Origin of the sequence: [Mycobacterium] fortunisiensis, from assembly GCF_019050325.1 — a bacterium.
GTDB lineage: Bacteria > Actinomycetota > Actinomycetes > Mycobacteriales > Mycobacteriaceae > Mycobacterium > Mycobacterium fortunisiensis.
This window is the reverse complement of sequence record NZ_VOMB01000016.1, coordinates 412958-431234: the sequence shown is the minus strand read 5'-3', so window position 1 is coordinate 431234 and position 18277 is coordinate 412958. Positions and strand designations below refer to the sequence as shown.

Here is an 18277-nt window from a genome sequence, read left to right as displayed (position 1 = left end):
CCGGGCAGCGCGGTCAGATCTGGTCCGGCCGGTCCGGTTTCGGGTCGGTGACGCCGGGGTCGGGCATGCCCAGCACGCCGTGCTGCTGGTGCTGCGCGGCGTGGCGGCGGCGGTCCTCCTCGGCGGCCAGTTGCAGGGCGGTGCGTGACCACACCACCCGGGCCCAGTGGAACGTCAGCAGGATCACCGCCAGCCAGGCGACGATCAGGCCGATGCCGGGGCCGGGGTACCCGGCCGCGGTTTGCCGCGACCAGACCGCAAGCATGCCCAGTGCGCTGGCCACCGCGGAACCGGCCAGGGCCACCCAGGCCAGCGCCCACCGGCGGGTGATCAGTGCCAGCGTCGAGAACCCCACGGAGAACACCAGCGCCAGCCAGGTGAACACGCGTGAGGGCAGCGAGATGCCGTCGTTGACGGCGGTGGCGTCACCGACTAGGACGTCGAATCCTTTGGTGGCACCGGTGTGCGGCAGGACGAAGGACAGCAGCACCACGAACACCAGGATCGCGACCACCATCGCTCGGGGGCCGGTGTCGAACTCCCGGGTGACCTTGCGTTCGACGGCGGCGAGGTCGTCCTTGAACGGGTCGAAGTCGCTTTCCTTGCTCAACAGCCACATCCTTCTGACGGCGGCGGGGTTGCCGCCGCACCGATCCGCGGCATCCCCAGTCCCACGCCGGTGCGTGGGCGCTGCCCGGCCGCGTGGGCGTCCCCGGCACGGGTACGACGGTGGCCGGTCAACGGCGCGTCGGCGATCAGGTGGTGCGGCGCGGCGCCGGTCACCGTGGTGGTGACGATGTCGCCGGGCCGGATCTGCTCGGCGTCGGCCCCGGGGCTGAAATGCACCAGCCTGCCGTCGCGGGCCCGGCCCGACATGCGGGCGGTACTGGCGTCTTTGCGGCCCTCGCCGGTGGCCACCAGCAATTCCACCGTCCGGCCGATCTGAGCCTGGTTCTCCTGCCAGGAAATGCGTTCCTGCAGCTCGATCAGTCGCTGATAGCGTTCGCTGACAACCGCTTTCGGCACCTGATCGGGCATGTCGGCGGCCGGGGTGCCGGGCCGGATCGAGTACTGGAACGTGAAGGCACTGGCAAAGCGTGACTTCTCGACAACATCCAAGGTGGCCTGGAAATCCTCCTCGGTCTCACCGGGGAAGCCGACGATGAGGTCGGTGGTGATCGCCGCATCCGGAATCGCAGCGCGGACCTTGTCGATGATGCCCAGGTAGCGGTCGGACCGGTAGGAGCGGCGCATCGCCTTGAGGATGCGGTCCGAACCGGACTGCAGCGGCATGTGCAGCGTCGGACACACATTGGGGGTCTGCGCCATCGCCTCGATCACGTCGTCGGTGAACTCGGCCGGGTGCGGCGAGGTGAACCGGACCCGCTCCAACCCGTCGATGTCACCGCAGGCGCGCAGCAGCTTGGCGAACGCACTGCGGTCGCGCGGCAGGGTGGACCAGTTCGCCGGGTCCTCGCGCAAGCGCTCGTCCGCAGCGAACGACACTCCGTAGGCGTTGACATTCTGGCCCAGCAGGGTGACTTCCAGCACACCCTGATCGGCCAGGGTCTGCACCTCGGCCAGGATGTCCCCGGGTCGCCGGTCGACCTCTTTGCCGCGCAGCGACGGCACGATGCAGAACGTGCAGGTGTTGTTGCAGCCCACCGAGATCGACACCCAGGCCGCGTACGCGGATTCCCGTGTCGCGGGCAGGGTGGACGGGAACTCCTGCAGTGCCTCGACGATCTCGACCTGGGCGGCGCGGTTGTGCCGGGCCCGTTCCAGCAGGGTGGGCAGCGATCCGATGTTGTGGGTACCGAACACCACATCCACCCACGGGGCGCGGCGCAGCACCGAATCGCGATCCTTCTGCGCCAGGCAGCCACCGACGGCGATCTGCATGTTCGGGTCGGACTGCTTGCGCGGCACCAGGTGGCTGAGGTTGCCGTAGAGCTTGTTGTCGGCGTTCTCGCGTACCGCGCAGGTGTTGAACACCACGATGTCGGCGTCGGTGCCATCGGGGGCTCGCCGGTAGCCGGCATCGTCCAGCAGTCCCGACAGCCGCTCGGAGTCATGCACATTCATCTGGCAGCCGTAGGTGCGGACCTGATAGGTGCGCACGCCACCCTCGGCCGTCGCACCCGGGCTCACCATCGTCGTCACGACGTCAATGGTACGGAGGCGGCCAAAACGTCAGCGCGGCGGATTCATCAGATCCGGGCAGGTGCGGCGTTCCCTGGGTAAGGTTCCCTGCCATGGGAAGCCCCGGCGAGCAGCCGCAGGTCAGCGCCGCGGCGCCGCCAGACGTGCCGATGATCTCACTGTCAGGGGTCAACAAACACTTCGGACGCCTGCACGTGCTCAACGACATCAACCTGGATGTGGGCCGCGGCGAGGTGGTGGTGGTGCTGGGCCCGTCGGGTTCGGGCAAATCCACGCTGTGCCGCGCGATCAACCGGCTGGAGACCATCGACTCCGGCACGATCACGATCGACGGTCAGGCACTGCCCGCCGAAGGGCGCAAGCTGGCCCGGCTGCGGTCGGACGTCGGCATGGTGTTCCAGTCGTTCAACCTGTTCGCACACAAGACGATCCTGGAGAACGTCACGCTGGCTCCGATGAAGGTGCGCCGCAAATCCAAGGCCCAGGCCACCGAGACCGCGATGGCCCTGCTGGAGCGGGTGGGGGTGGGCAACCAGGCCGACAAGTACCCGGCCCAGCTGTCCGGCGGACAGCAGCAACGTGTCGCCATCGCGCGGTCGTTGGCGATGAACCCAAAGGTGATGCTGTTCGACGAGCCCACCAGCGCCCTGGATCCCGAGATGATCAACGAAGTGCTGGCGGTGATGACCTCGCTGGCCGGCGAAGGCATGACGATGGTGGTCATCACCCATGAGATGGGCTTTGCCCGCCGGGCCTCGGATCGGGTGGTGTTCATGGCAGACGGCGCCATCGTCGAGGATTCCGCGCCCGCCGAGTTCTTCGACAACCCGAAATCTGACCGCGCCAAAGATTTTCTCGGCAAGATCCTCCATCACTGACACTTTCTCGAAAGGAACCCGCACATGCCCCGCGCGCCGTTCAAGTTGGTCGGTACCCTCGCGCTCGCCATCGCGCTGCCCTTCGCCGCGACCGCCTGTGGGGGCGGTGACGACGGCAGCAAGATCACCATCGGCACCAAGTACGACCAGCCCGGGCTGGCCCAGAAGAAGCCAGACGGCACGCTGTCCGGATTCGACGTGGACGTGGCCAAGTACGTCGCCAAGGAACTCGGTTACGACGAGGACCAGATCGAGTGGAAGGAAGCGCCCTCGCCGCAACGGGAGACGCTGATCCAGAACGGTCAGGTCGACTACATCGTGGGGACCTACTCGATCACCGATGCGCGCAAGGAGAAGGTCGACTTCGCCGGGCCATACCTGATCACCGGCCAGAGCCTGCTGGTGCGCGCCGACAACAACGACATCACCGGTGCCGCCTCGCTGGAGAACAACAAGAAGCTGTGCTCGGTGTCGGGTTCGACCCCGGCGCAGAACATCAAGACCACCTACCCCAAGGTGCAGCTGCAGCAGTTCGACACCTATTCGGCCTGTGTCGACGCGCTCAAGAACGGTGTGATCGACGCGGTGACCACCGATGAGGTGATTCTGGCTGGTTATGCCGCGCAGAGCCCGGGCACCTTCAAGATCGTCGGTGACACCTTCTCCGAGGAGCGCTACGGCATCGGTCTGAAAAAGGGCAACACCGAAATGCGCGACAAGATCAACGACGCGATCGAGAAGATGGCATCCAGCGGCGCCTGGAAGGAAGCGTTCGAGCGCAACCTCGGCTCGGCCGGAATCGCCGTCCCGACACCGCCCGCCGTCGACCGCAACTGAGCCGGGGACTGCGCGCCGACCGTGGGGATATTCGACGAATACCGCGATCAGATATTCGCGGCCTTCTGGACCACGATCCAGCTGACGGTGTACTCCGCGATCGGTGCGCTGATCCTGGGCACGGTGCTGGCCGCCATGCGGCTGGCACCGACGCCGGTGATGAACTGGCTCGGCGCCGGTTATGTGAACATCGTCCGCAATACGCCGTTGACGCTGATCATCCTGTTCTGCTCGTTCGGCGTGGGCCAGACCATGGGTATCACCCTGGTGGACCCGCATTCACCGACATCGATCGCCGACAGCAACTTTCGTCTGGCCGTACTCGGGTTGACGGTCTACACCGCATCTTTCGTCTGTGAGACGGTGCGGTCGGGCGTCAACACCGTCCCGCTGGGGCAGGCCGAGGCGGCTCGGTCCCTGGGACTGAGTTTCGGGCAGAATCTGCGGATGATCCTGCTGCCCCAGGCTTTTCGGGCGGTGATCATCCCGCTCGGATCGGTATTGATCGCGCTGGCGAAGAACACCACGATCGCCTCGGCGATCGGTGTGGCTGAGGCCGCGCTGTTGATGAAGGAGATGATCGAGAGCACCGCCGCGCTGTTGACTGTCGGGGTCATCTTCGCGACCGGGTTCGTGATCCTGACCCTGCCGCTGGGGTTGGTGTTCGGGTGGTTGGGCAAGCGACTGGCGGTGGCAAGGTAATGAGCGCATCTGTCCTGTTCGACGCACCCGGCCCGCGGGCCCGGATTCGCAACGGCGTGCTGACGGTGCTGACGGTGGTGGCCGCCGCGGCGCTGCTGGGTTACGTGCTCTCGCGGATGTCGGCCAAGGGACAACTCACCAGCGAGAAGTGGCAACCGTTCCTGACCGCCGATCTGTGGCGGACCTACGTCCTGCCCGGTGTGGAAGGCACGCTGACCGCGGCAGCCATCTCGATCGTGTTGGCGTTGGTGCTGGGCTTGGCGCTCGGGGTGGGGCGGTTGGCACCCATTGCGCCGGTCCGCTGGCTCTGCGCGGTGATCGTGGAGTTCTTCCGCGCAGTCCCGGTGCTGATCATGATGATCTTCGCCTATTTCCTCTACGCGCTGTACAACACGTTTCCGTCCGAGCATCTCGCGCTGGCCGGTGTGATCACCGGTCTGACGCTCTACAACGGTGCCGTGATCGCCGAGATCGTGCGGGCCGGTGTGCACTCGCTGCCGCGCGGACAGCGTGAGGCCGCTGCCTCCCTGGGCATGTCGTGGGGGCAGACGATGCGGCTGATCCTGCTGCCGCAGGCGATCACCGCGATGTTGCCGGTGCTGGTGTCCCAGCTGGTGGTGGTCCTCAAGGACACCGCGATCGGGTACCAGATCACGTTCGTGGAGATGGTGCGTCAAGGCACCAACATCGGATCGGCCTACGGCAACTACCTGCCGGCCCTGATCGTGATCGCCGTGCTGATGATCGCGGTGAACTTCACGCTGTCGTGGTTTGCCACCTGGTTGGAACGGCGGCTGCGTCGGTCCAAACGCGGGGCGGTCCCGATGGACGCCGAAGCCGTCGAGCAGGAAGGCGCTCCCGGCGCGCAAGTGCTCACCGCCCAGCGGGACTGAACCGGGGACTAAATCGAAACTAAACCCGGCGCCGCTCACGTTCGTTGGCGAGCTCGACTTTGACCACGTCGAAGGCCATCGACTGGTGGTAGCCGCGCCGGGCCAGCATGCCCACCAGCCGGCGGGTGACCTTGACGTCGCCGTCGTCGTCGGTGAGCCGTTCACGGCGTAGCTTGTCGCGGACCAACTGCTCGGCCCGTTGCCGTTCAGCCGCGGGGTCCAGATCGGCCAGCGCAGCGTCGATGACCTCGTCCTCGACGCCCTTCTTGCGTAGCTCGACGGCCAAGGCGCGCTTGCCTTTTCCTGCGTTGGCGTGCCGGGACCGCACCCACTGCTCGGCGAAGTCCTCGTCGTCGATCAGGCCGACGTCGGTGAGCCGGTCGAGCACCCGGGCGCTGAGGCCTTCTTCGTATCCACGTTTGGCGAGTTGCTCGGTGAGCTCGGCACGGGTGCGGGCCCGCACGGTGAGCAGGCGCAGGCAGACGTTCTTGGCCTGTTCCTCGCGTTTACGAGGGTCCTGCGCCTGCTCTTCCTCGGGCTTACCCGACGGCTCAGAAGTCAACCGGGGCGGGAAGAACGTCATCAGTGGTCTCGGCTGTCACGACCGCACCGATACCGAGCTTCTCCTTGATCTTCTTCTCGATCTCGTTGGCGACGTCGACGTTCTCCAGCAGGAACTTGCGGGCGTTCTCCTTGCCCTGGCCCAGCTGCTCCCCCTCGTAGGTGAACCAGGACCCGGACTTGCGGATGAAGCCGTGCTCGACACCCATGTCGATGAGCGAGCCCTCCCGGCTGATTCCCTGGCCGTACAAGATGTCGAACTCGGCCTGCTTGAACGGCGGCGAGACCTTGTTCTTGACGATCTTGACGCGAGTCCGGTTACCGACCGCGTCGGTGCCGTCCTTGAGCGTCTCGATGCGGCGGACATCCAGACGGACCGAGGCGTAGAACTTCAAAGCCTTTCCGCCCGTTGTTGTTTCGGGCGAGTTATGCACCATGACGCCGTCCACGAAGTAGTTGTGGTTGCCCTCAACCTCGATGTCGAACCGATTCATAGAGCGGGTGTGCGGCTTCACGTGCACATCGAGAACCCGTGCAGGGACCAATCGCTGGGTCGGTTCAACGAACTGTGACTGAACCCCGCTCCGACCCCGGAACCGTGGCAGCAGTTTGTATTCCATGGCAGGTGCCATGTAGGGCGCGACGATCTCCTGGAACTTCGCCGATGCCGCTGTCGAGAACGTCAGCATCGCCTTGCCCGCCGTCCCTGAAAGGCGCAGCCGCACATCCAAACCGTGGGTGTCGCGCAGATAATCACGCAGGCGCACCCGCGACCCCTCGCTCATCGCCTCCACACAAATCTCGATGCGGCCGCTGCCACCCTCGGTGCGCTGCTGCAATCCTTTCGACCGCACAGAGAAGGAGCCGTCGTCCATGTACCAAACGGCCAACGCCAGCGGGGTCAGCGCCTTGAGGTACTCCTCGGAAAGGAACTTCTTGCCATCGCCCAGGTACACCGCCCGCTGGAGTTCGGCCAGCTCCGGCAGCGGGGTGAAATCGACGAACTTCGCGCCCTTGGCGTTCTCGTGCGTCGAGTGTTTGATGTTGCCCAGCAGAGCGGTCTTCCACTCCAGGTAGTCCACCTGTTTGGCACCGTGCCCCATCCGGAACCGAACGCCGTTGCGGTCCCGCCGATTTGGCGACAGGTTTCCATCACCCATCAACGAGCCCAGCACCACTTGGAACTGCTGATCGCTGAGCAGGTGCGGCTCGGCGGCGAGCACTCGGTCGCCGGCAATGAGATCGCCGGCCTCCGACCATCCTCCCGGAGTGCGGATGAGGTGGTTGGACGTCGCGGCGAACTGCGATTTGCCGTTGCCGCCCGACTTCTCGACGGTGAACTGCAGAAACTGCTCGGCAGGCCCGTTGTTGAACCAGTTGACCACCTTGCGGGGCACAATCTGGTCGGTCACCGGGTCATAAGACAGCACCTCGACGTCCATCTTCTGGTTGACGATCTTGCCGATCTTCTCGGTCGTCCCGTCGGCCAGCTGCACTCGAGTGCTGTAATTGAAGCACCCGAACATCACACCGATCTTTTCGCGCAGCTGGTTGATGAAGATCGCAGTGGTGCCCGAGTTGTTCAGCGCACCGGTCATCTTGCGTAGCGCCTGGCTCATCAGCCGGGCCTGCAGACCGACGTGGCTGTCTCCCATCTCACCCTCGATCTCGGCGCGGGGCACCAGGGCCGCCACCGAGTCGATGACCAGGATGTCCAGCGCACCCGAACGCACCAGCATGTCGGCGATCTCCAGCGCCTGCTCACCGGTGTCGGGCTGGCTGACCAGCAGTGAATCGGTGTCGACCCCGAGCTTCTTGGCATATTCGGGATCCAGGGCGTGCTCGGCGTCGATGAACGCCGCGATGCCGCCGGCAGCCTGGGCGTTGGCCACCGCGTGCAGCGCCACCGTCGTCTTACCCGAGGATTCCGGACCGTAGATCTCGACCACGCGGCCGCGGGGCAGGCCGCCGATGCCGAGCGCCACGTCCAGGGAGATGGACCCGGTGGGGATCACCGAGATCGGCTGGCGGACCTCATCGCCGAGGCGCATCACCGAGCCTTTACCGAAGTTCTTGTCGATCTGGGCCATCGCCAGTTCGAGCGCTTTTTCGCGATCAGGAGCCTGCTGCGCCATGATGTGCCTCTCCAAGTAGTCGTGTTGACCGGTATTCCGATCGGTTGGCCGTGACGCTAGGACAAGGCACCGACAAATCGGTCGAACAACGACCACAGTAGACGAACACCTGTTCGATTCAAGTGGACACGCCGGGCACCGGCGCGTCAGCGACGCCAGTTCGGGAAGTTGTCGAGATCCCGCAGCGTCATCACGAACCCCACCGCACCGACCGCGATGGCCAGCACATAACCGATCGCCGACTGCCAGCCGGTCAGTGTGGAGGCGACCAGCCAACACAGCAACACGGCTGCGATCACCAGCAGGACGCCGTACAACGGTGTCCGCATCGGATGGTCGCCCAGACCCATACCTCCGGTATACGCCGAATCCGCGACCGGGAAAAGACCCGTCAGCCCACCGGTGGGCGGTTCACCACAGATCGCGCGGGACGTCAAAATCCGCGCACAACGCGCGCCACACACTGCGCGGCTCCACCCCGTCCTCGATGGCCTGCGCAGCCGTACGGCCGCCGAGTTCGCCGAGGATGTGGTCGACGAGCAGCGACCGGCCCCGCATCGAGCCGAACTGGCCGTCGACCAGGTCGTGGAATTCCGTCAGCCGCACGCCGCCAACCTACCCAGCGCCGACCAATGCGTCATGGCACACCCGTACCGGATCTGCCACCTCGGCCACCGAGGCGCCGGCCCGCCGCGCGGCCGCCCGATGACTGGAGGAGCCGAGGGCGGTGCCGACGGCCGCGGCCAGAGCCGGCCCGGACAGTGGCCGCACCAGCTGCGCGCTGCCTTGGCGCACAACACGATTGGCGAGCTCCCATTGATCCCCACCACCGGGCACCACCACCATGGGCACCCCGGCCAACAGCGTCTTGGACACCATGCCGTGCCCGCCGCCACAGATCACCAGATCGGCGTGCGACAGGAGTTCGTCCTGACGGCCCAGCCCCACCACCGCCCAGGGCGGCACCTCGACATCGGCCCCGCCCAGCCGCGACACCACCACCCGGGCACCGGCCGGCAGCGTCTCCCCCGGGCGCAGCGACTGCAGGGCCAATTCGGCCATCCCCTGCGCCCCGGTGGTAGCGGTGGACGGTGCCACCACGACCACCGGTCCCGGTCCCGGCGGCACTGCCAGCACCGCATCGGTCGGCTCGAAGTGCAGGGGCCCCACCAGCACCGCTTCGGCCGGCCAGTCCGGGCGCGGCACCTCCAGGGCGGGCAGGGTCGCGATCAGCCGGCGCGCTGGGCCCGGGTCGAGGGCAGGCAGGCCGATCTGTGCCCGGACCGCGGCCCGTTGCGCCAGGCCGGCCCGCCAGGATCGGGCCGTCAGCGCCCGCATGACGGAATCCCGCAGCCGACCCCGGATGCCGACGCCCGGGGCCAGCCCACTGCCGATCGGCGGCAACCCCTTCGACGGCAGGTACAGCGGATGCGGGCTGAGCTCCACCCAGGGCAACCCGATCAGCTCGGCGGCCAGCCCGCCGCAGGCCGTGATCACGTCGGAGACCACCAGGCCAGGGCGCAGTTCACGCAGTCCCGCCACGTTGAGCTGGGCCATCCGCCCGGCCCGCTGGTGGATCTTGGCGCCGGCGTCGGCATCGTCGTCCCCATCGGTGGCATCGAGGCCGACCAACTCGACGGCATCGATACCCGCAGCACGCGCGGTGTCGAGCCATTCCACCCCGGTCAGCAGCGTCGGGGTGTCCCCGGCCGCGGCGAACTTCAGGCACAACGCCAGGGCCGGGAAGGCATGTCCGGGATCGGGTCCGGCGACCACAGCTACGCGCACCGGGCTACCTTGCCACAGCCGTTTCCCACTACGCTGCGGGCATGTCTGACCAATCCACCACCGCGACGCAGACCCCCGCTACGTCTGTCAAGACGGTTGAGACGTTCCTCAACGCCCTGCAGGAGCAGGACTTCGACACCGCCGAGAACGCGCTGGCGCAGAACCTCGTCTATCAGAATGTCGGCCTGCCGACCATCTACGGGCGTGGCCGCGCGATGAAACTGTTCCGCTCCATGCAGGGCCGAACCGGCTTCGAGGTGAAGATCCACCGGATCGCCGCCGACGGCGCTGCTGTCCTGACCGAACGGACCGACGCGTTGGTCTTCGGTCCGCTGCGCCTGCAGTTCTGGGTGTGTGGCGTCTTCGAGGTGCACGACGGCCGAATCACCCTGTGGCGGGACTACTTCGACTTCCTCGACATGTTCAAGGCGACGCTGCGCGGCCTGGCCGGCGTGGTGGTGCCGTCGCTGCGCACCTCGCTGTAGCGGCGCCGCCGTGACGGCGGGCTCAGGCGCGGCGCAGCTGCCCGAGTTCGTCGAACGCCTGCGCCCAGCCCACCAGACGATCGGTGGCCCCGGACAGCTCGTTGCGGTAGCGCTGCTGCGACAGCGGCGATGCCGCCGCCTGTCCATTGTTCAGCGTTGATACCAATTGCGCTGCGGCAGTGACCATTTCGTTGTACTGCCGGACACCCTGGCTGAGCTGCGCGGTGAATGCGTTGATGGTCGGCACCAGGTGCCGGCGTGACTGCGGGGCACTGCTGATCGCACGTTCCATCGAGACCACCTCGGTGGCGGTGGCCGCCATCGTCCGGGCCGTCTGATTGGCCACGGCGGTCAGCTCCCGCAGCTCGTCGGCAGGCAGCATGCGCCCCCGCTCCAACACGCCCAGCAGCGAGAACATGCCGCGCTCGGAGGCCATCAACGCCGACATGGGCTGACGCGCCGCAGAACCCCAGGGCGGCAACCGACGTCCGGCCACAGGCCGTTCCGGCGGCAGCGGCTCGGCGCGCAACCACCGGTATCGCAGCCAGAACAGCGTCGCCGGGAAAGCCGCGCCTGCAGCCACGGCGCCGGTGATGATCAGGCCCCAGACCGGCGTGCTCCACGACGCCAGCAGCGCCGTGACCAACAGCCAGAACCCGGTGGCCAGGGTGAAGAACACCCCGAACCGCAGCGCCCACCGCCGCTTGCGCAGCAGCTTGGCCCGCGGATCGGCGGCGGCGCTGAGCTTCTCGGTCAATGCACCCGACAGGTCGGCCGCAGTGTCGATGCCGCGCTGCACGCCATGGTGCAGCAACGACTTGAAGGTGTCCGGCCGGCCGGTCTTGGTAGCCATGATCTACAACACTCGAATCACTACTGGCCGAGCGGCTTTTCGGGATTGGCCGGGGCCGGGTTGGTGGCGGGGGTGGCCGGCGTGGCCGAGGAGGCGTCGCCGCCGGTCAGGGCATCGCCGCGCATCGAGGCGCGGATCTGCTCCAGCCGCGAATGCCCGGCCATCTGGACACTGGCCTGCTGGACCTCCATCATGCGGCCCTGCACCGAGTTCTGCGCCAGCTCGGCCTGGCCGATGGCATTGGCGTAGCGGCGCTCGATCTTGTCGCGGACCTCGTCGAGGCTGGGGGTGTTGCCCGGCGCGGCCACCTCGCTCATCGACCGCAGCGAGGCGCTGACCTGCTCCTGCATCTTGGCCTGCTCCAACTGGCTGAGCAGCTTGGTGCGTTCGGCGATCTTCTGCTGCAGCATCATCGCGTTCTGTTCGACGGCCTTCTTGGCCTGCGCGGCAGCCTGCAGCGCCTGATCGTGCAGCCCCTTGAGGTCCTCGACGCTCTGCTCGGCGGTGACAAGCTGGGCCGCGAACGCCTCGGCCGCGTTGTTGTACTCGGTGGCCTTCGCTGCGTCACCGGAGGCCGTGGCCTGATCGGCCAGTGTCAGCGCCTGACGGACGTTGACCTGCAGCTTCTCGATGTCGGCGAGCTGGCGGTTGAGCCGCATCTCCAACTGCCGCTGGTTGCCGATGACCTGGGCGGCCTGCTGGGTGAGCGCCTGGTGCTGACGCTGCGCGTCCTCGATGGCCTGCTGGATCTGCACCTTCGGATCGGCGTATTCGTCGACCTTGGAGCTGAACAGCGCCATCAGGTACTTCCACGCCTTGACGAACGGATTGGCCATGAGTTCGTTCCGCCTTATCTGTCGGGCTTGTCGGTCAGGCCGGCATGTCGAGCCGACCGGTGATCCTCTATGCCAACTTATCGGTTTCGGGCAGGTCGCCACAGTCCCGCGGGGGCGTTCGCGGGGTGTTTCGCCGAAAATGTGTCGCGCACGCCGCCGTCAGGCGACGGCCATCGCCACCGTCTGCGGGATGACCACCTTGGTCGCCGCATCGATGTGGGCGACGCTGGCCGCCGGCGCCTGCTCGCGCTCGGCCATGGTCTCGCCGGCATCGGTGAGCACCCGCGACATCGGGACGTCGAGCGCATCGCAGATCGCGCTCAGCAGTTCGCTGGAGGCTTCTTTGCGGCCCCGCTCCACTTCGGACAGGTACCCGAGGCTGACCCGCGCCGCGTCGGACACTTCGCGCAATGTGCGCCCCTGCTCGGTGCGGGCGTTACGCAACACGTCGCCGATCACCTCGCGCAGCAATGCCGTCATGGGTGCCTCCTTCGCCTGGCCTGTGACAGGTCCACTGAGTGCACAACGCCCCGGCGCCCCGTCGGGTTCCCGGTTACTGGTTTTCCACCAGGGCACGTAGCCGCCCGATGGCCGCGTCGACCGCGCCGCGGCGGATGTCCCACCTCGAACCCGACAGCGCCAACTCGATGACGTCGGTGTCGACCGGCCCGGCCAATCCGATGAACACCGTGCCCACCGGGTGCCCGCCGTGCGGCTCCGGCCCGGCCACGCCGGTCAGGCCGACACCCCAGGTGGCCGCGCACCGCTGCCGCGCGCCGACGGCGAGCGCCCGCGCAGTCGGAGCGGCCACCGGGCCCACCGCGTCGAGCAGTTGCGGCGCCACGCCGGCCAGCCAGATCTTGGTGTCCTCGGTGTAGGTGACCAGCCCGCCCTGCAGCACGGAACTGGCACCCGGCACCCCGGCCAGCGTCGCCGCCAGCAGCCCGCCGGTCAGCGATTCGGCGGTGGCCACGCTCTGTGAACGCACCGTCAGGTCGGCGACCAGGGCCCGGGCGCCGTCAGTGAGCAGCGGATCGTCCACGCGAATCCCTGACCGCGGAGATGACGTAATCGGCGCCGGTGAGCACGGTCAACAGCACCGCGGCCCACATGATCACCCAGGCGATGTTGAGCCACACCTCCGGCCACGCATGCAAGGGCAGGATGAACAGCCCGATCGCCACGGCCTGCACCAGGGTCTTGAGCTTGCCGCCGCGGCTGGCCGGGATCACGCCGTGGCGCAGCACGGCGAACCGCAGCACCGTGATTCCGATCTCACGGACCAGCACCACCACCGTGATCCACCACGGCAGGTCCCCGAGCATCGACAGGCCGATCAGCGCGGCCCCGATCAACGCCTTGTCGGCGATCGGGTCGGCCAATGTGCCGAATTCGGTGATCATCCCGTAGCTGCGGGCCAGTGCCCCGTCAAAATGGTCGGTGATCACCGCAACTGCGAACACCGCGAAAGCAGCGATCCGCCAGCCGGTTTCGTGGCCGTCACCGACGAACAGAAAAGCCAGGAACACCGGAACGAGTACCAACCGCACCCCGGTGAGCACGTTGGCGAGGTTGGCCACGCGCGCACGCGGAACCACCGGATCGGTAGAAGGTTGGCCCGGCACCGCAACAGAATATCGGTTGCCGAAACGGATACTCTTGCGCCTGTGAACCCAGGTGGTGTCGAGCCGTGCCAGCGTCCCGTGGTGCGCCGGGCCCGCACGTCCGATGTACCGGCGATCAAAAGCCTGGTCGACGTCTATGCAGGCAAGATCCTCCTGGAGAAAAACCTGGTGACGCTCTACGAGGCCGTCCAGGAATTCTGGGTGGCCGAACTCGACGGTGAAATCGTCGGGTGTGGCGCGTTGCACGTGCTGTGGGCCGATCTCGGCGAGGTGCGCACCGTGGCCGTGCATCCGAAGGTCCGCGGCACCGGCGTCGGTCATGTACTCGTGGAGCAGTTGCTTGACGTGGCCCGCGAGCTGCGCCTGAGCCGGATCTTCGTGTTGACCTTCGAAGTCGACTTCTTCGGCAAGCACGGTTTCGAGGAGATCGACGGCACCCCGGTGACCGCCGAGGTGTACGAGGAGATGTGCCGCTCATACGACACCGGTGTGGCCGAGTTCCTCGACCTGTCCTACGTCAAACCGAACACGCTGGGCAACACCCGAATGTTGTTGACGCTCTGACCTTTTTGCGCCGAAATGGCATTCCAGCAGGCCGCTACTCGCACAAACTCTGCTGGAATGCCATTTCGGCGGTGGAGGGTAGAGCTCAGAACTCCTCGGCGTCGTCGGCGTCGGCGCCGTTGGCGTCGGCCCCACCCCGGATCAGCGCCAGGGTGCCGGCCAGCTCGTCGGGTTTGACGAGCACCTCCCGCGCCTTGGAGCCCTCCGACGGGCCGACGATGCCGCGGGTCTCCATCAGGTCCATCAGCCGGCCGGCCTTGGCGAACCCGACACGCAGTTTGCGCTGCAGCATCGAGGTCGAGCCGAACTGGGAGGACACCACGAGCTCGACGGCCTGCAGCAGGACGTCCATGTCGTCGCCGATGTCGGGGTCGACATCCTTGCGCTCGCCGGCCTTGACCGCAGTGACGCCTTCGACGAACTCCGGTTCGGCCTGGGACTTGGTGGCCTCGACGACGGCGTGGATCTCCTCGTCGGTGATGAACGCGCCCTGCATGCGCAGCGGCTTGTTGGCGCCCATCGGCAGGAACAGGCCGTCACCCATGCCGATCAACTTCTCGGCCCCCGGTTGGTCCAAGATGACGCGGCTGTCGGTGAGCGACGAGGTCGCGAACGCGAGCCGGGACGGCACGTTGGTCTTGATCAAACCGGTGACGACGTCCACCGACGGCCGCTGGGTGGCGAGCACCAGGTGGATGCCGGCGGCGCGGGCCTTCTGGGTGATGCGCACGATGGCATCTTCGACATCACGTGGGGCGGTCATCATCAGGTCGGCGAGCTCGTCGACGATGGCCAGGATGTAGGGGTAGGGCTTGTAGACCCGCTCGCTTCCCAGCGGCGTGCTGATCTCACCGGAGCGCACCTTCTCGTTGAACACGTCGATGTGGCGGACCCGGGACGCCTTCATGTCCTGGTAGCGCTGTTCCATCTCTTCGACGAGCCAGGCCAGTGCCGCGGCGGCCTTCTTCGGTTCGGTGATGATCGGCGTGATCAGGTGCGGAATGCCTTCGTACGGCGTGAGTTCCACCATCTTGGGGTCGATCAGGATCATCCTGACCTCCTCCGGGGTGGCCCGCGCCAGCAGTGAGACCAGCATGGAGTTGACGAAGCTGGACTTACCGGAGCCGGTCGAACCGGCCACCAGCAGGTGCGGCATCTTGGCCAGGTTGGCCGAGACGAAGTCGCCTTCGATGTCCTTGCCCAGGCCGATCACCAACGGGTGGTGGTCGCGACGCGTCGACGGCGCGGTGAGCACGTCAGACAGCCGGACCATCTCGCGGTCGGAGTTGGGCACCTCGATGCCGACCGCGGACTTGCCGGGGATCGGGGCCAGCATGCGCACGCTCTCGGTGGCGACGGCGTAGGCGATGTTGCGGTGCAGCGCGGTGATCTTCTCGACCTTGACGCCGGGTCCGAGTTCGACCTCGTAGCGGGTGACGGTCGGCCCGCGGGTGCAGCCGGTGACGGCGGCATCGACCTTGAACTGCTCCAGCACCGAGGTGATGGCGTCGGTCATCTGGTCGTTGGCGGCGGTGCGCAGCTTGGGCGGATCGCCGGCGATCAGCAGATCCAGCGACGGCAGCGTGTAGGGCCCCTCCACCACCCGGTCCATGACCAGGGTGTCCTCGGGCTTGGGTTTGGGCTCGGCCTTCTTGCGACGCGGCTTGACCGCGGGCTCCGGGACGGTCGGGGCGTCGGCGTCCTCCGGCAGCGGGTAGTTGTCCATCGGCGTGCCGGTCGGCGCCTTGGGCGCTTCGATGGCCGCCGCCGGCCATGCCTGGGCCTGCGCATCGCCACGGGCGGTGTCGTCGTCGTAGTAGCCGTCGGACAGATCGTCGTCGGCGTAATCGCCGTACTCACCGTCGTAGTCGTATTCGTCGTCGTAGTCGTCATCGCGGAACGCCCGGGTGCTGAACATGGTGCGCAGCGTGGCGGGCACTTCGCGGATGGTGGTGCCGGTGACCAGCAGCAGCCCGAACAGCACGCCGATGAACAGCAAGGGCGCGGCGATCCATTCGGTCAAACCATCCGACAGCGGGCCACCGATGGCGAAGCCGACGAATCCGGCGGCGTGCTGACGTGCGATGGGATCCTGCGGCGAGCCCGACCACAGGTGCCACAGGCCCAGCAGCGGCAGCACGATCATGGCCCCGCCGAGGATCAGCCGGGGGCGGGATTCGGGGTCGGGTTCGGTGCGCATCAGCACCACGGCGATGGCGCCGACGACGACGGGAACCAGCACCACCGGTCCACCGGTGAGGGTCCGCAGCGCGGTGTCGATCCAGTGCCCCACCGGCCCAGCGGCGTGGAACCACGAGCTGGCGGCCACGACGACGGCGATGCCGAGCAACGCCAGCGCCAGGCCGTCGCGGCGGTGGCCGGGTTCGATGTCGCGGGCGCGGCCGACCGAGCGGGCCGTGGATCCGGCACCCTTGGCCAGCATCAGCCACCCGGCCCGGGCGCCCTGCCCCAGTTTCTGACCGGCGACGGACACCGGCGAAGAGGTCTGCGGGCGGCGGGCGGGCTTACGTCGCGGCGCGGCCGGCCGGCCCGAACGCGCCGGTGCCGGGCGCCGCGAACCGCCTCGCGAGCTGGCGTTCGACCTGCTCGAACGGGCTCCGGATCGGCCGGCGGTCTTGTTAGCCATGCCTGCAAGCCTAGTCGCACATGCCTCATAATCACCATCTGCCACACGGGTCACAGAACGGTATCGAATGAAACTTAGCCATACGAACCGAATCGGCCGGCCGATCACCTAGGGTGGACAGTCGTCCAGTTTCGGCACTCATCGAGGAGTTCTACACACATGCCCGTTGTCGTCGTGGCCACCATGAAGGCCAAGCCCGAGTCCGTCGACGCCGTGCGCGAGGCCTGCACCAAGGCCGTCGCCGCAGTACACGACGAGCCTGGCTGCCAGCTGTATTCCCTGCACGAGGCCGACGGCACCTTCGTCTTCGTCGAGCAGTGGGCCGACGCCGAGGCGCTCAAGACCCACAGCACCGCTCCGGCGATCGGCGCGCTGTTCGGCACCGTCGGAGAGCTGCTCGATGGCGCCCCCGATATCAAAATGTTGCAACCTGTCGTGGCGGGAGACCCGGCCAAGGGCCAGCTGCGGCCATCATGAGCGCCACTCCCCTGGCCGGCAAGGTCGCGTTCGTCACCGGCGCAGCACGCGGCCAGGGCCGGGCCGAGGCGCTGCGCCTGGCCACCGACGGCGCCGACATCATCGCGGTCGATCTGTGCGCCCAGATCGACTCGGTGCCCTACCCGCTGGCCACGCCCGAGGATCTGGCCGCGACCGTCAAGCTGGTGGAGGAAACCGGCCGCCGGATCGTGGCACGCCACGCCGACGTCCGCGACGAGGACGCGCTGCGCGCCGCCCTGCAGGCCGGCGTCGACTCGCTGGGCCGGCTCGACATCGTCGTCGCCAATGCCGGGATCGCACCGATGCAGTCGGGTCCCGACGGCTGGCGTGACGTCATCGACGTGAACCTGACCGGGGTACACAACACCGTGGAGGCGGCCATCCCGATCATGGTCGGCCAAGGTGACGGTGGGTCGATCGTGTTGATCAGCTCGGCGGCCGGCCTGATCGGCATCGGCGGTGGCGACCGTGGCTCACTGGGTTACACCGCCGCCAAGCACGGAGTGGTGGGACTGATGCGGGCCTACGCGAATCACCTTGCCCCGCACAGTATCCGGGTGAACACGATCCACCCCACCGGGGTGGACACGCCGATGATCAACAACGAGTTCACCCGGTCCTGGCTCAAAAAGGTCGCCGAGGAGTCCGACACGCCCACCGACATGGGCAACGCGTTGCCGGTCCAGGTGCTGGCGGCCGAGGACATCGCGAACGCGGTCGCCTGGCTGGTGTCCGATCAGGCGCGCTACATCACCGGGGTCACGCTGCCGGTGGATGCCGGCATCGTCAACAAGCGCTGAGCCACACCACCA

At 67.2% G+C, this 18277-nt stretch carries 21 protein-coding genes and 1 pseudogene; 8 read left to right on the top strand and 14 right to left on the bottom strand.

All coding sequences use genetic code 11. The annotated features are described in order from the left end of the window. Positions 1 to 13 precede the first annotated feature (13 nt). Both FR943_RS12390 and miaB read right to left on the bottom strand, forming a co-directional pair. The gene (locus tag FR943_RS12390) at positions 14 to 619 is read right to left on the bottom strand and encodes an Rv2732c family membrane protein (protein ID WP_217157402.1); all 606 of its coding nucleotides are present in this window, start codon (positions 617 to 619) and stop codon (positions 14 to 16) included. Further along, positions 607 to 2154 carry a tRNA (N6-isopentenyl adenosine(37)-C2)-methylthiotransferase MiaB gene (gene miaB, locus FR943_RS12385; protein ID WP_217158194.1) on the bottom strand — a complete coding sequence of 516 codons (1548 nt, stop codon included), beginning with the start codon at positions 2152 to 2154 and terminating at the stop codon, positions 607 to 609. The genes FR943_RS12390 and miaB overlap by 13 nt, the downstream gene beginning before the upstream one ends. 158 nt (positions 2155 to 2312) lie before the next feature. On the opposite strand from miaB, the gene FR943_RS12380 reads away from it, so the two are divergent. Genes FR943_RS12380 through FR943_RS12365 form a run of 4 tightly spaced genes read left to right on the top strand, consistent with a single transcriptional unit; the run spans position 2313 to position 5473 of the window. Next, a complete protein-coding gene (locus tag FR943_RS12380; RefSeq protein WP_217158193.1) occupies positions 2313 to 3041 on the top strand; it encodes an amino acid ABC transporter ATP-binding protein in 729 nt (242 codons plus the stop codon). A gap of 24 nt (positions 3042 to 3065) precedes the next feature. Then, entirely contained in the window at positions 3066 to 3878 is an 813-nt protein-coding gene (locus tag FR943_RS12375) for a glutamate ABC transporter substrate-binding protein (protein WP_217157400.1), read from the top strand. A gap of 21 nt (positions 3879 to 3899) precedes the next feature. Next, positions 3900 to 4580 carry an amino acid ABC transporter permease gene (locus FR943_RS12370; RefSeq protein ID WP_217157398.1) on the top strand — a complete coding sequence of 227 codons (681 nt, stop codon included), beginning with the start codon at positions 3900 to 3902 and terminating at the stop codon, positions 4578 to 4580. Next, complete coding sequence (locus tag FR943_RS12365) at positions 4580 to 5473, top strand: amino acid ABC transporter permease (RefSeq protein WP_217157396.1); 894 nt, start codon at positions 4580 to 4582, stop codon at positions 5471 to 5473. The genes FR943_RS12370 and FR943_RS12365 overlap by 1 nt, the downstream gene beginning before the upstream one ends. A 19-nt stretch (positions 5474 to 5492) precedes the next feature. On the opposite strand, the gene recX is transcribed toward FR943_RS12365, so the two are convergent. From recX to FR943_RS12340, 6 genes and pseudogenes are all read right to left on the bottom strand, one after another. Beyond that, positions 5493 to 6056: a recombination regulator RecX gene (gene recX / locus FR943_RS12360; RefSeq protein ID WP_217157394.1), complete on the bottom strand. Its 564-nt coding sequence runs from the start codon at positions 6054 to 6056 to the stop codon at positions 5493 to 5495. Further along, positions 6025 to 6528: an intein-containing protein gene (locus FR943_RS26865; protein WP_372448137.1), complete on the bottom strand. Its 504-nt coding sequence runs from the start codon at positions 6526 to 6528 to the stop codon at positions 6025 to 6027. The genes recX and FR943_RS26865 overlap by 32 nt, the downstream gene beginning before the upstream one ends. A gap of 171 nt (positions 6529 to 6699) precedes the next feature. After that, positions 6700 to 8169 (bottom strand): annotated as a pseudogene (recA, locus tag FR943_RS12355) (recombinase RecA); the annotation flags it as partial. A gap of 146 nt (positions 8170 to 8315) precedes the next feature. Next, the gene (locus FR943_RS12350; protein WP_217157390.1) at positions 8316 to 8519 is read right to left on the bottom strand and encodes a hypothetical protein; all 204 of its coding nucleotides are present in this window, start codon (positions 8517 to 8519) and stop codon (positions 8316 to 8318) included. 61 nt (positions 8520 to 8580) lie between these two features. Beyond that, entirely contained in the window at positions 8581 to 8775 is a 195-nt protein-coding gene (locus tag FR943_RS12345; RefSeq protein ID WP_217157388.1) for a DUF3046 domain-containing protein, read from the bottom strand. A 9-nt stretch (positions 8776 to 8784) separates the two neighbouring features. Next, entirely contained in the window at positions 8785 to 9957 is a 1173-nt protein-coding gene (locus FR943_RS12340; protein WP_217157386.1) for a glycosyltransferase, read from the bottom strand. 41 nt (positions 9958 to 9998) lie between these two features. Between FR943_RS12340 and FR943_RS12335 the strand changes: the two genes are divergently transcribed. Then, positions 9999 to 10442, top strand: a complete 444-nt coding sequence (locus FR943_RS12335) for a limonene-1,2-epoxide hydrolase family protein (protein WP_217157384.1) — start codon at positions 9999 to 10001, stop codon at positions 10440 to 10442. A 22-nt stretch (positions 10443 to 10464) separates the two neighbouring features. Here the strand turns inward: FR943_RS12335 and pspM are convergent, their stop codons facing one another. From pspM to pgsA, 5 genes are all read right to left on the bottom strand, one after another. Beyond that, positions 10465 to 11295: a phage shock envelope stress response protein PspM gene (gene pspM / locus FR943_RS12330; RefSeq protein WP_217157381.1), complete on the bottom strand. Its 831-nt coding sequence runs from the start codon at positions 11293 to 11295 to the stop codon at positions 10465 to 10467. Positions 11296 to 11315: 20 nt separating this feature from the next. Then, positions 11316 to 12131, bottom strand: a complete 816-nt coding sequence (gene pspA / locus FR943_RS12325; RefSeq protein WP_217157374.1) for a PspA/IM30 family protein — start codon at positions 12129 to 12131, stop codon at positions 11316 to 11318. 159 nt (positions 12132 to 12290) lie between these two features. Next, positions 12291 to 12611 carry a transcriptional regulator ClgR gene (gene clgR / locus FR943_RS12320; RefSeq protein ID WP_217157372.1) on the bottom strand — a complete coding sequence of 107 codons (321 nt, stop codon included), beginning with the start codon at positions 12609 to 12611 and terminating at the stop codon, positions 12291 to 12293. Positions 12612 to 12684: 73 nt separating this feature from the next. After that, a complete protein-coding gene (locus FR943_RS12315) occupies positions 12685 to 13173 on the bottom strand; it encodes a CinA family protein (protein WP_217157370.1) in 489 nt (162 codons plus the stop codon). After that, the gene (gene pgsA / locus FR943_RS12310; protein ID WP_217157364.1) at positions 13151 to 13756 is read right to left on the bottom strand and encodes a CDP-diacylglycerol--glycerol-3-phosphate 3-phosphatidyltransferase; all 606 of its coding nucleotides are present in this window, start codon (positions 13754 to 13756) and stop codon (positions 13151 to 13153) included. The genes FR943_RS12315 and pgsA overlap by 23 nt, the downstream gene beginning before the upstream one ends. An 81-nt stretch (positions 13757 to 13837) precedes the next feature. Here pgsA and FR943_RS12305 point away from each other — a divergent pair, with 81 nt between their 5' ends. Then, positions 13838 to 14320 carry an amino-acid N-acetyltransferase gene (locus tag FR943_RS12305; RefSeq protein WP_308170551.1) on the top strand — a complete coding sequence of 161 codons (483 nt, stop codon included), beginning with the start codon at positions 13838 to 13840 and terminating at the stop codon, positions 14318 to 14320. Positions 14321 to 14405: 85 nt separating this feature from the next. Here FR943_RS12305 and FR943_RS12300 read toward each other — a convergent pair whose 3' ends face one another. Next, a complete protein-coding gene (locus FR943_RS12300; protein ID WP_217157360.1) occupies positions 14406 to 16967 on the bottom strand; it encodes a DNA translocase FtsK in 2562 nt (853 codons plus the stop codon). A 159-nt stretch (positions 16968 to 17126) separates the two neighbouring features. Between FR943_RS12300 and FR943_RS12295 the strand changes: the two genes are divergently transcribed. Both FR943_RS12295 and FR943_RS12290 read left to right on the top strand, forming a co-directional pair. Next, positions 17127 to 17444, top strand: a complete 318-nt coding sequence (locus FR943_RS12295) for a putative quinol monooxygenase (RefSeq protein ID WP_217157358.1) — start codon at positions 17127 to 17129, stop codon at positions 17442 to 17444. Continuing rightward, entirely contained in the window at positions 17441 to 18265 is an 825-nt protein-coding gene (locus FR943_RS12290; protein WP_217157355.1) for a mycofactocin-coupled SDR family oxidoreductase, read from the top strand. Before FR943_RS12295 ends, FR943_RS12290 begins: the two co-directional genes overlap by 4 nt. Positions 18266 to 18277: the final 12 nt, after the last annotated feature.

What these genes read in the sequence shown, in the direction of transcription:
- FR943_RS12390 (WP_217157402.1), bottom strand. Translation starts at nt 619, where the DNA reads ATGTGGCTGTTGAGCAAGGAAAGCGACTTCGACCCGTTCAAGGACGAC.
- miaB (WP_217158194.1), bottom strand. Translation starts at nt 2,154, where the DNA reads ATGGTGAGCCCGGGTGCGACGGCCGAGGGTGGCGTGCGCACCTATCAG.
- FR943_RS12380 (WP_217158193.1), top strand. Translation starts at nt 2,313, where the DNA reads ATGATCTCACTGTCAGGGGTCAACAAACACTTCGGACGCCTGCACGTG.
- FR943_RS12375 (WP_217157400.1), top strand. Translation starts at nt 3,066, where the DNA reads ATGCCCCGCGCGCCGTTCAAGTTGGTCGGTACCCTCGCGCTCGCCATC.
- FR943_RS12365 (WP_217157396.1), top strand. Translation starts at nt 4,580, where the DNA reads ATGAGCGCATCTGTCCTGTTCGACGCACCCGGCCCGCGGGCCCGGATT.
- recX (WP_217157394.1), bottom strand. Translation starts at nt 6,056, where the DNA reads ATGACGTTCTTCCCGCCCCGGTTGACTTCTGAGCCGTCGGGTAAGCCC.
- FR943_RS26865 (WP_372448137.1), bottom strand. Translation starts at nt 6,528, where the DNA reads ATGAATCGGTTCGACATCGAGGTTGAGGGCAACCACAACTACTTCGTG.
- FR943_RS12350 (WP_217157390.1), bottom strand. Translation starts at nt 8,519, where the DNA reads ATGGGTCTGGGCGACCATCCGATGCGGACACCGTTGTACGGCGTCCTG.
- FR943_RS12335 (WP_217157384.1), top strand. Translation starts at nt 9,999, where the DNA reads ATGTCTGACCAATCCACCACCGCGACGCAGACCCCCGCTACGTCTGTC.
- pspM (WP_217157381.1), bottom strand. Translation starts at nt 11,295, where the DNA reads ATGGCTACCAAGACCGGCCGGCCGGACACCTTCAAGTCGTTGCTGCAC.
- pspA (WP_217157374.1), bottom strand. Translation starts at nt 12,131, where the DNA reads ATGGCCAATCCGTTCGTCAAGGCGTGGAAGTACCTGATGGCGCTGTTC.
- clgR (WP_217157372.1), bottom strand. Translation starts at nt 12,611, where the DNA reads ATGACGGCATTGCTGCGCGAGGTGATCGGCGACGTGTTGCGTAACGCC.
- FR943_RS12300 (WP_217157360.1), bottom strand. Translation starts at nt 16,967, where the DNA reads ATGGCTAACAAGACCGCCGGCCGATCCGGAGCCCGTTCGAGCAGGTCG.
- FR943_RS12295 (WP_217157358.1), top strand. Translation starts at nt 17,127, where the DNA reads ATGCCCGTTGTCGTCGTGGCCACCATGAAGGCCAAGCCCGAGTCCGTC.
- FR943_RS12290 (WP_217157355.1), top strand. Translation starts at nt 17,441, where the DNA reads ATGAGCGCCACTCCCCTGGCCGGCAAGGTCGCGTTCGTCACCGGCGCA.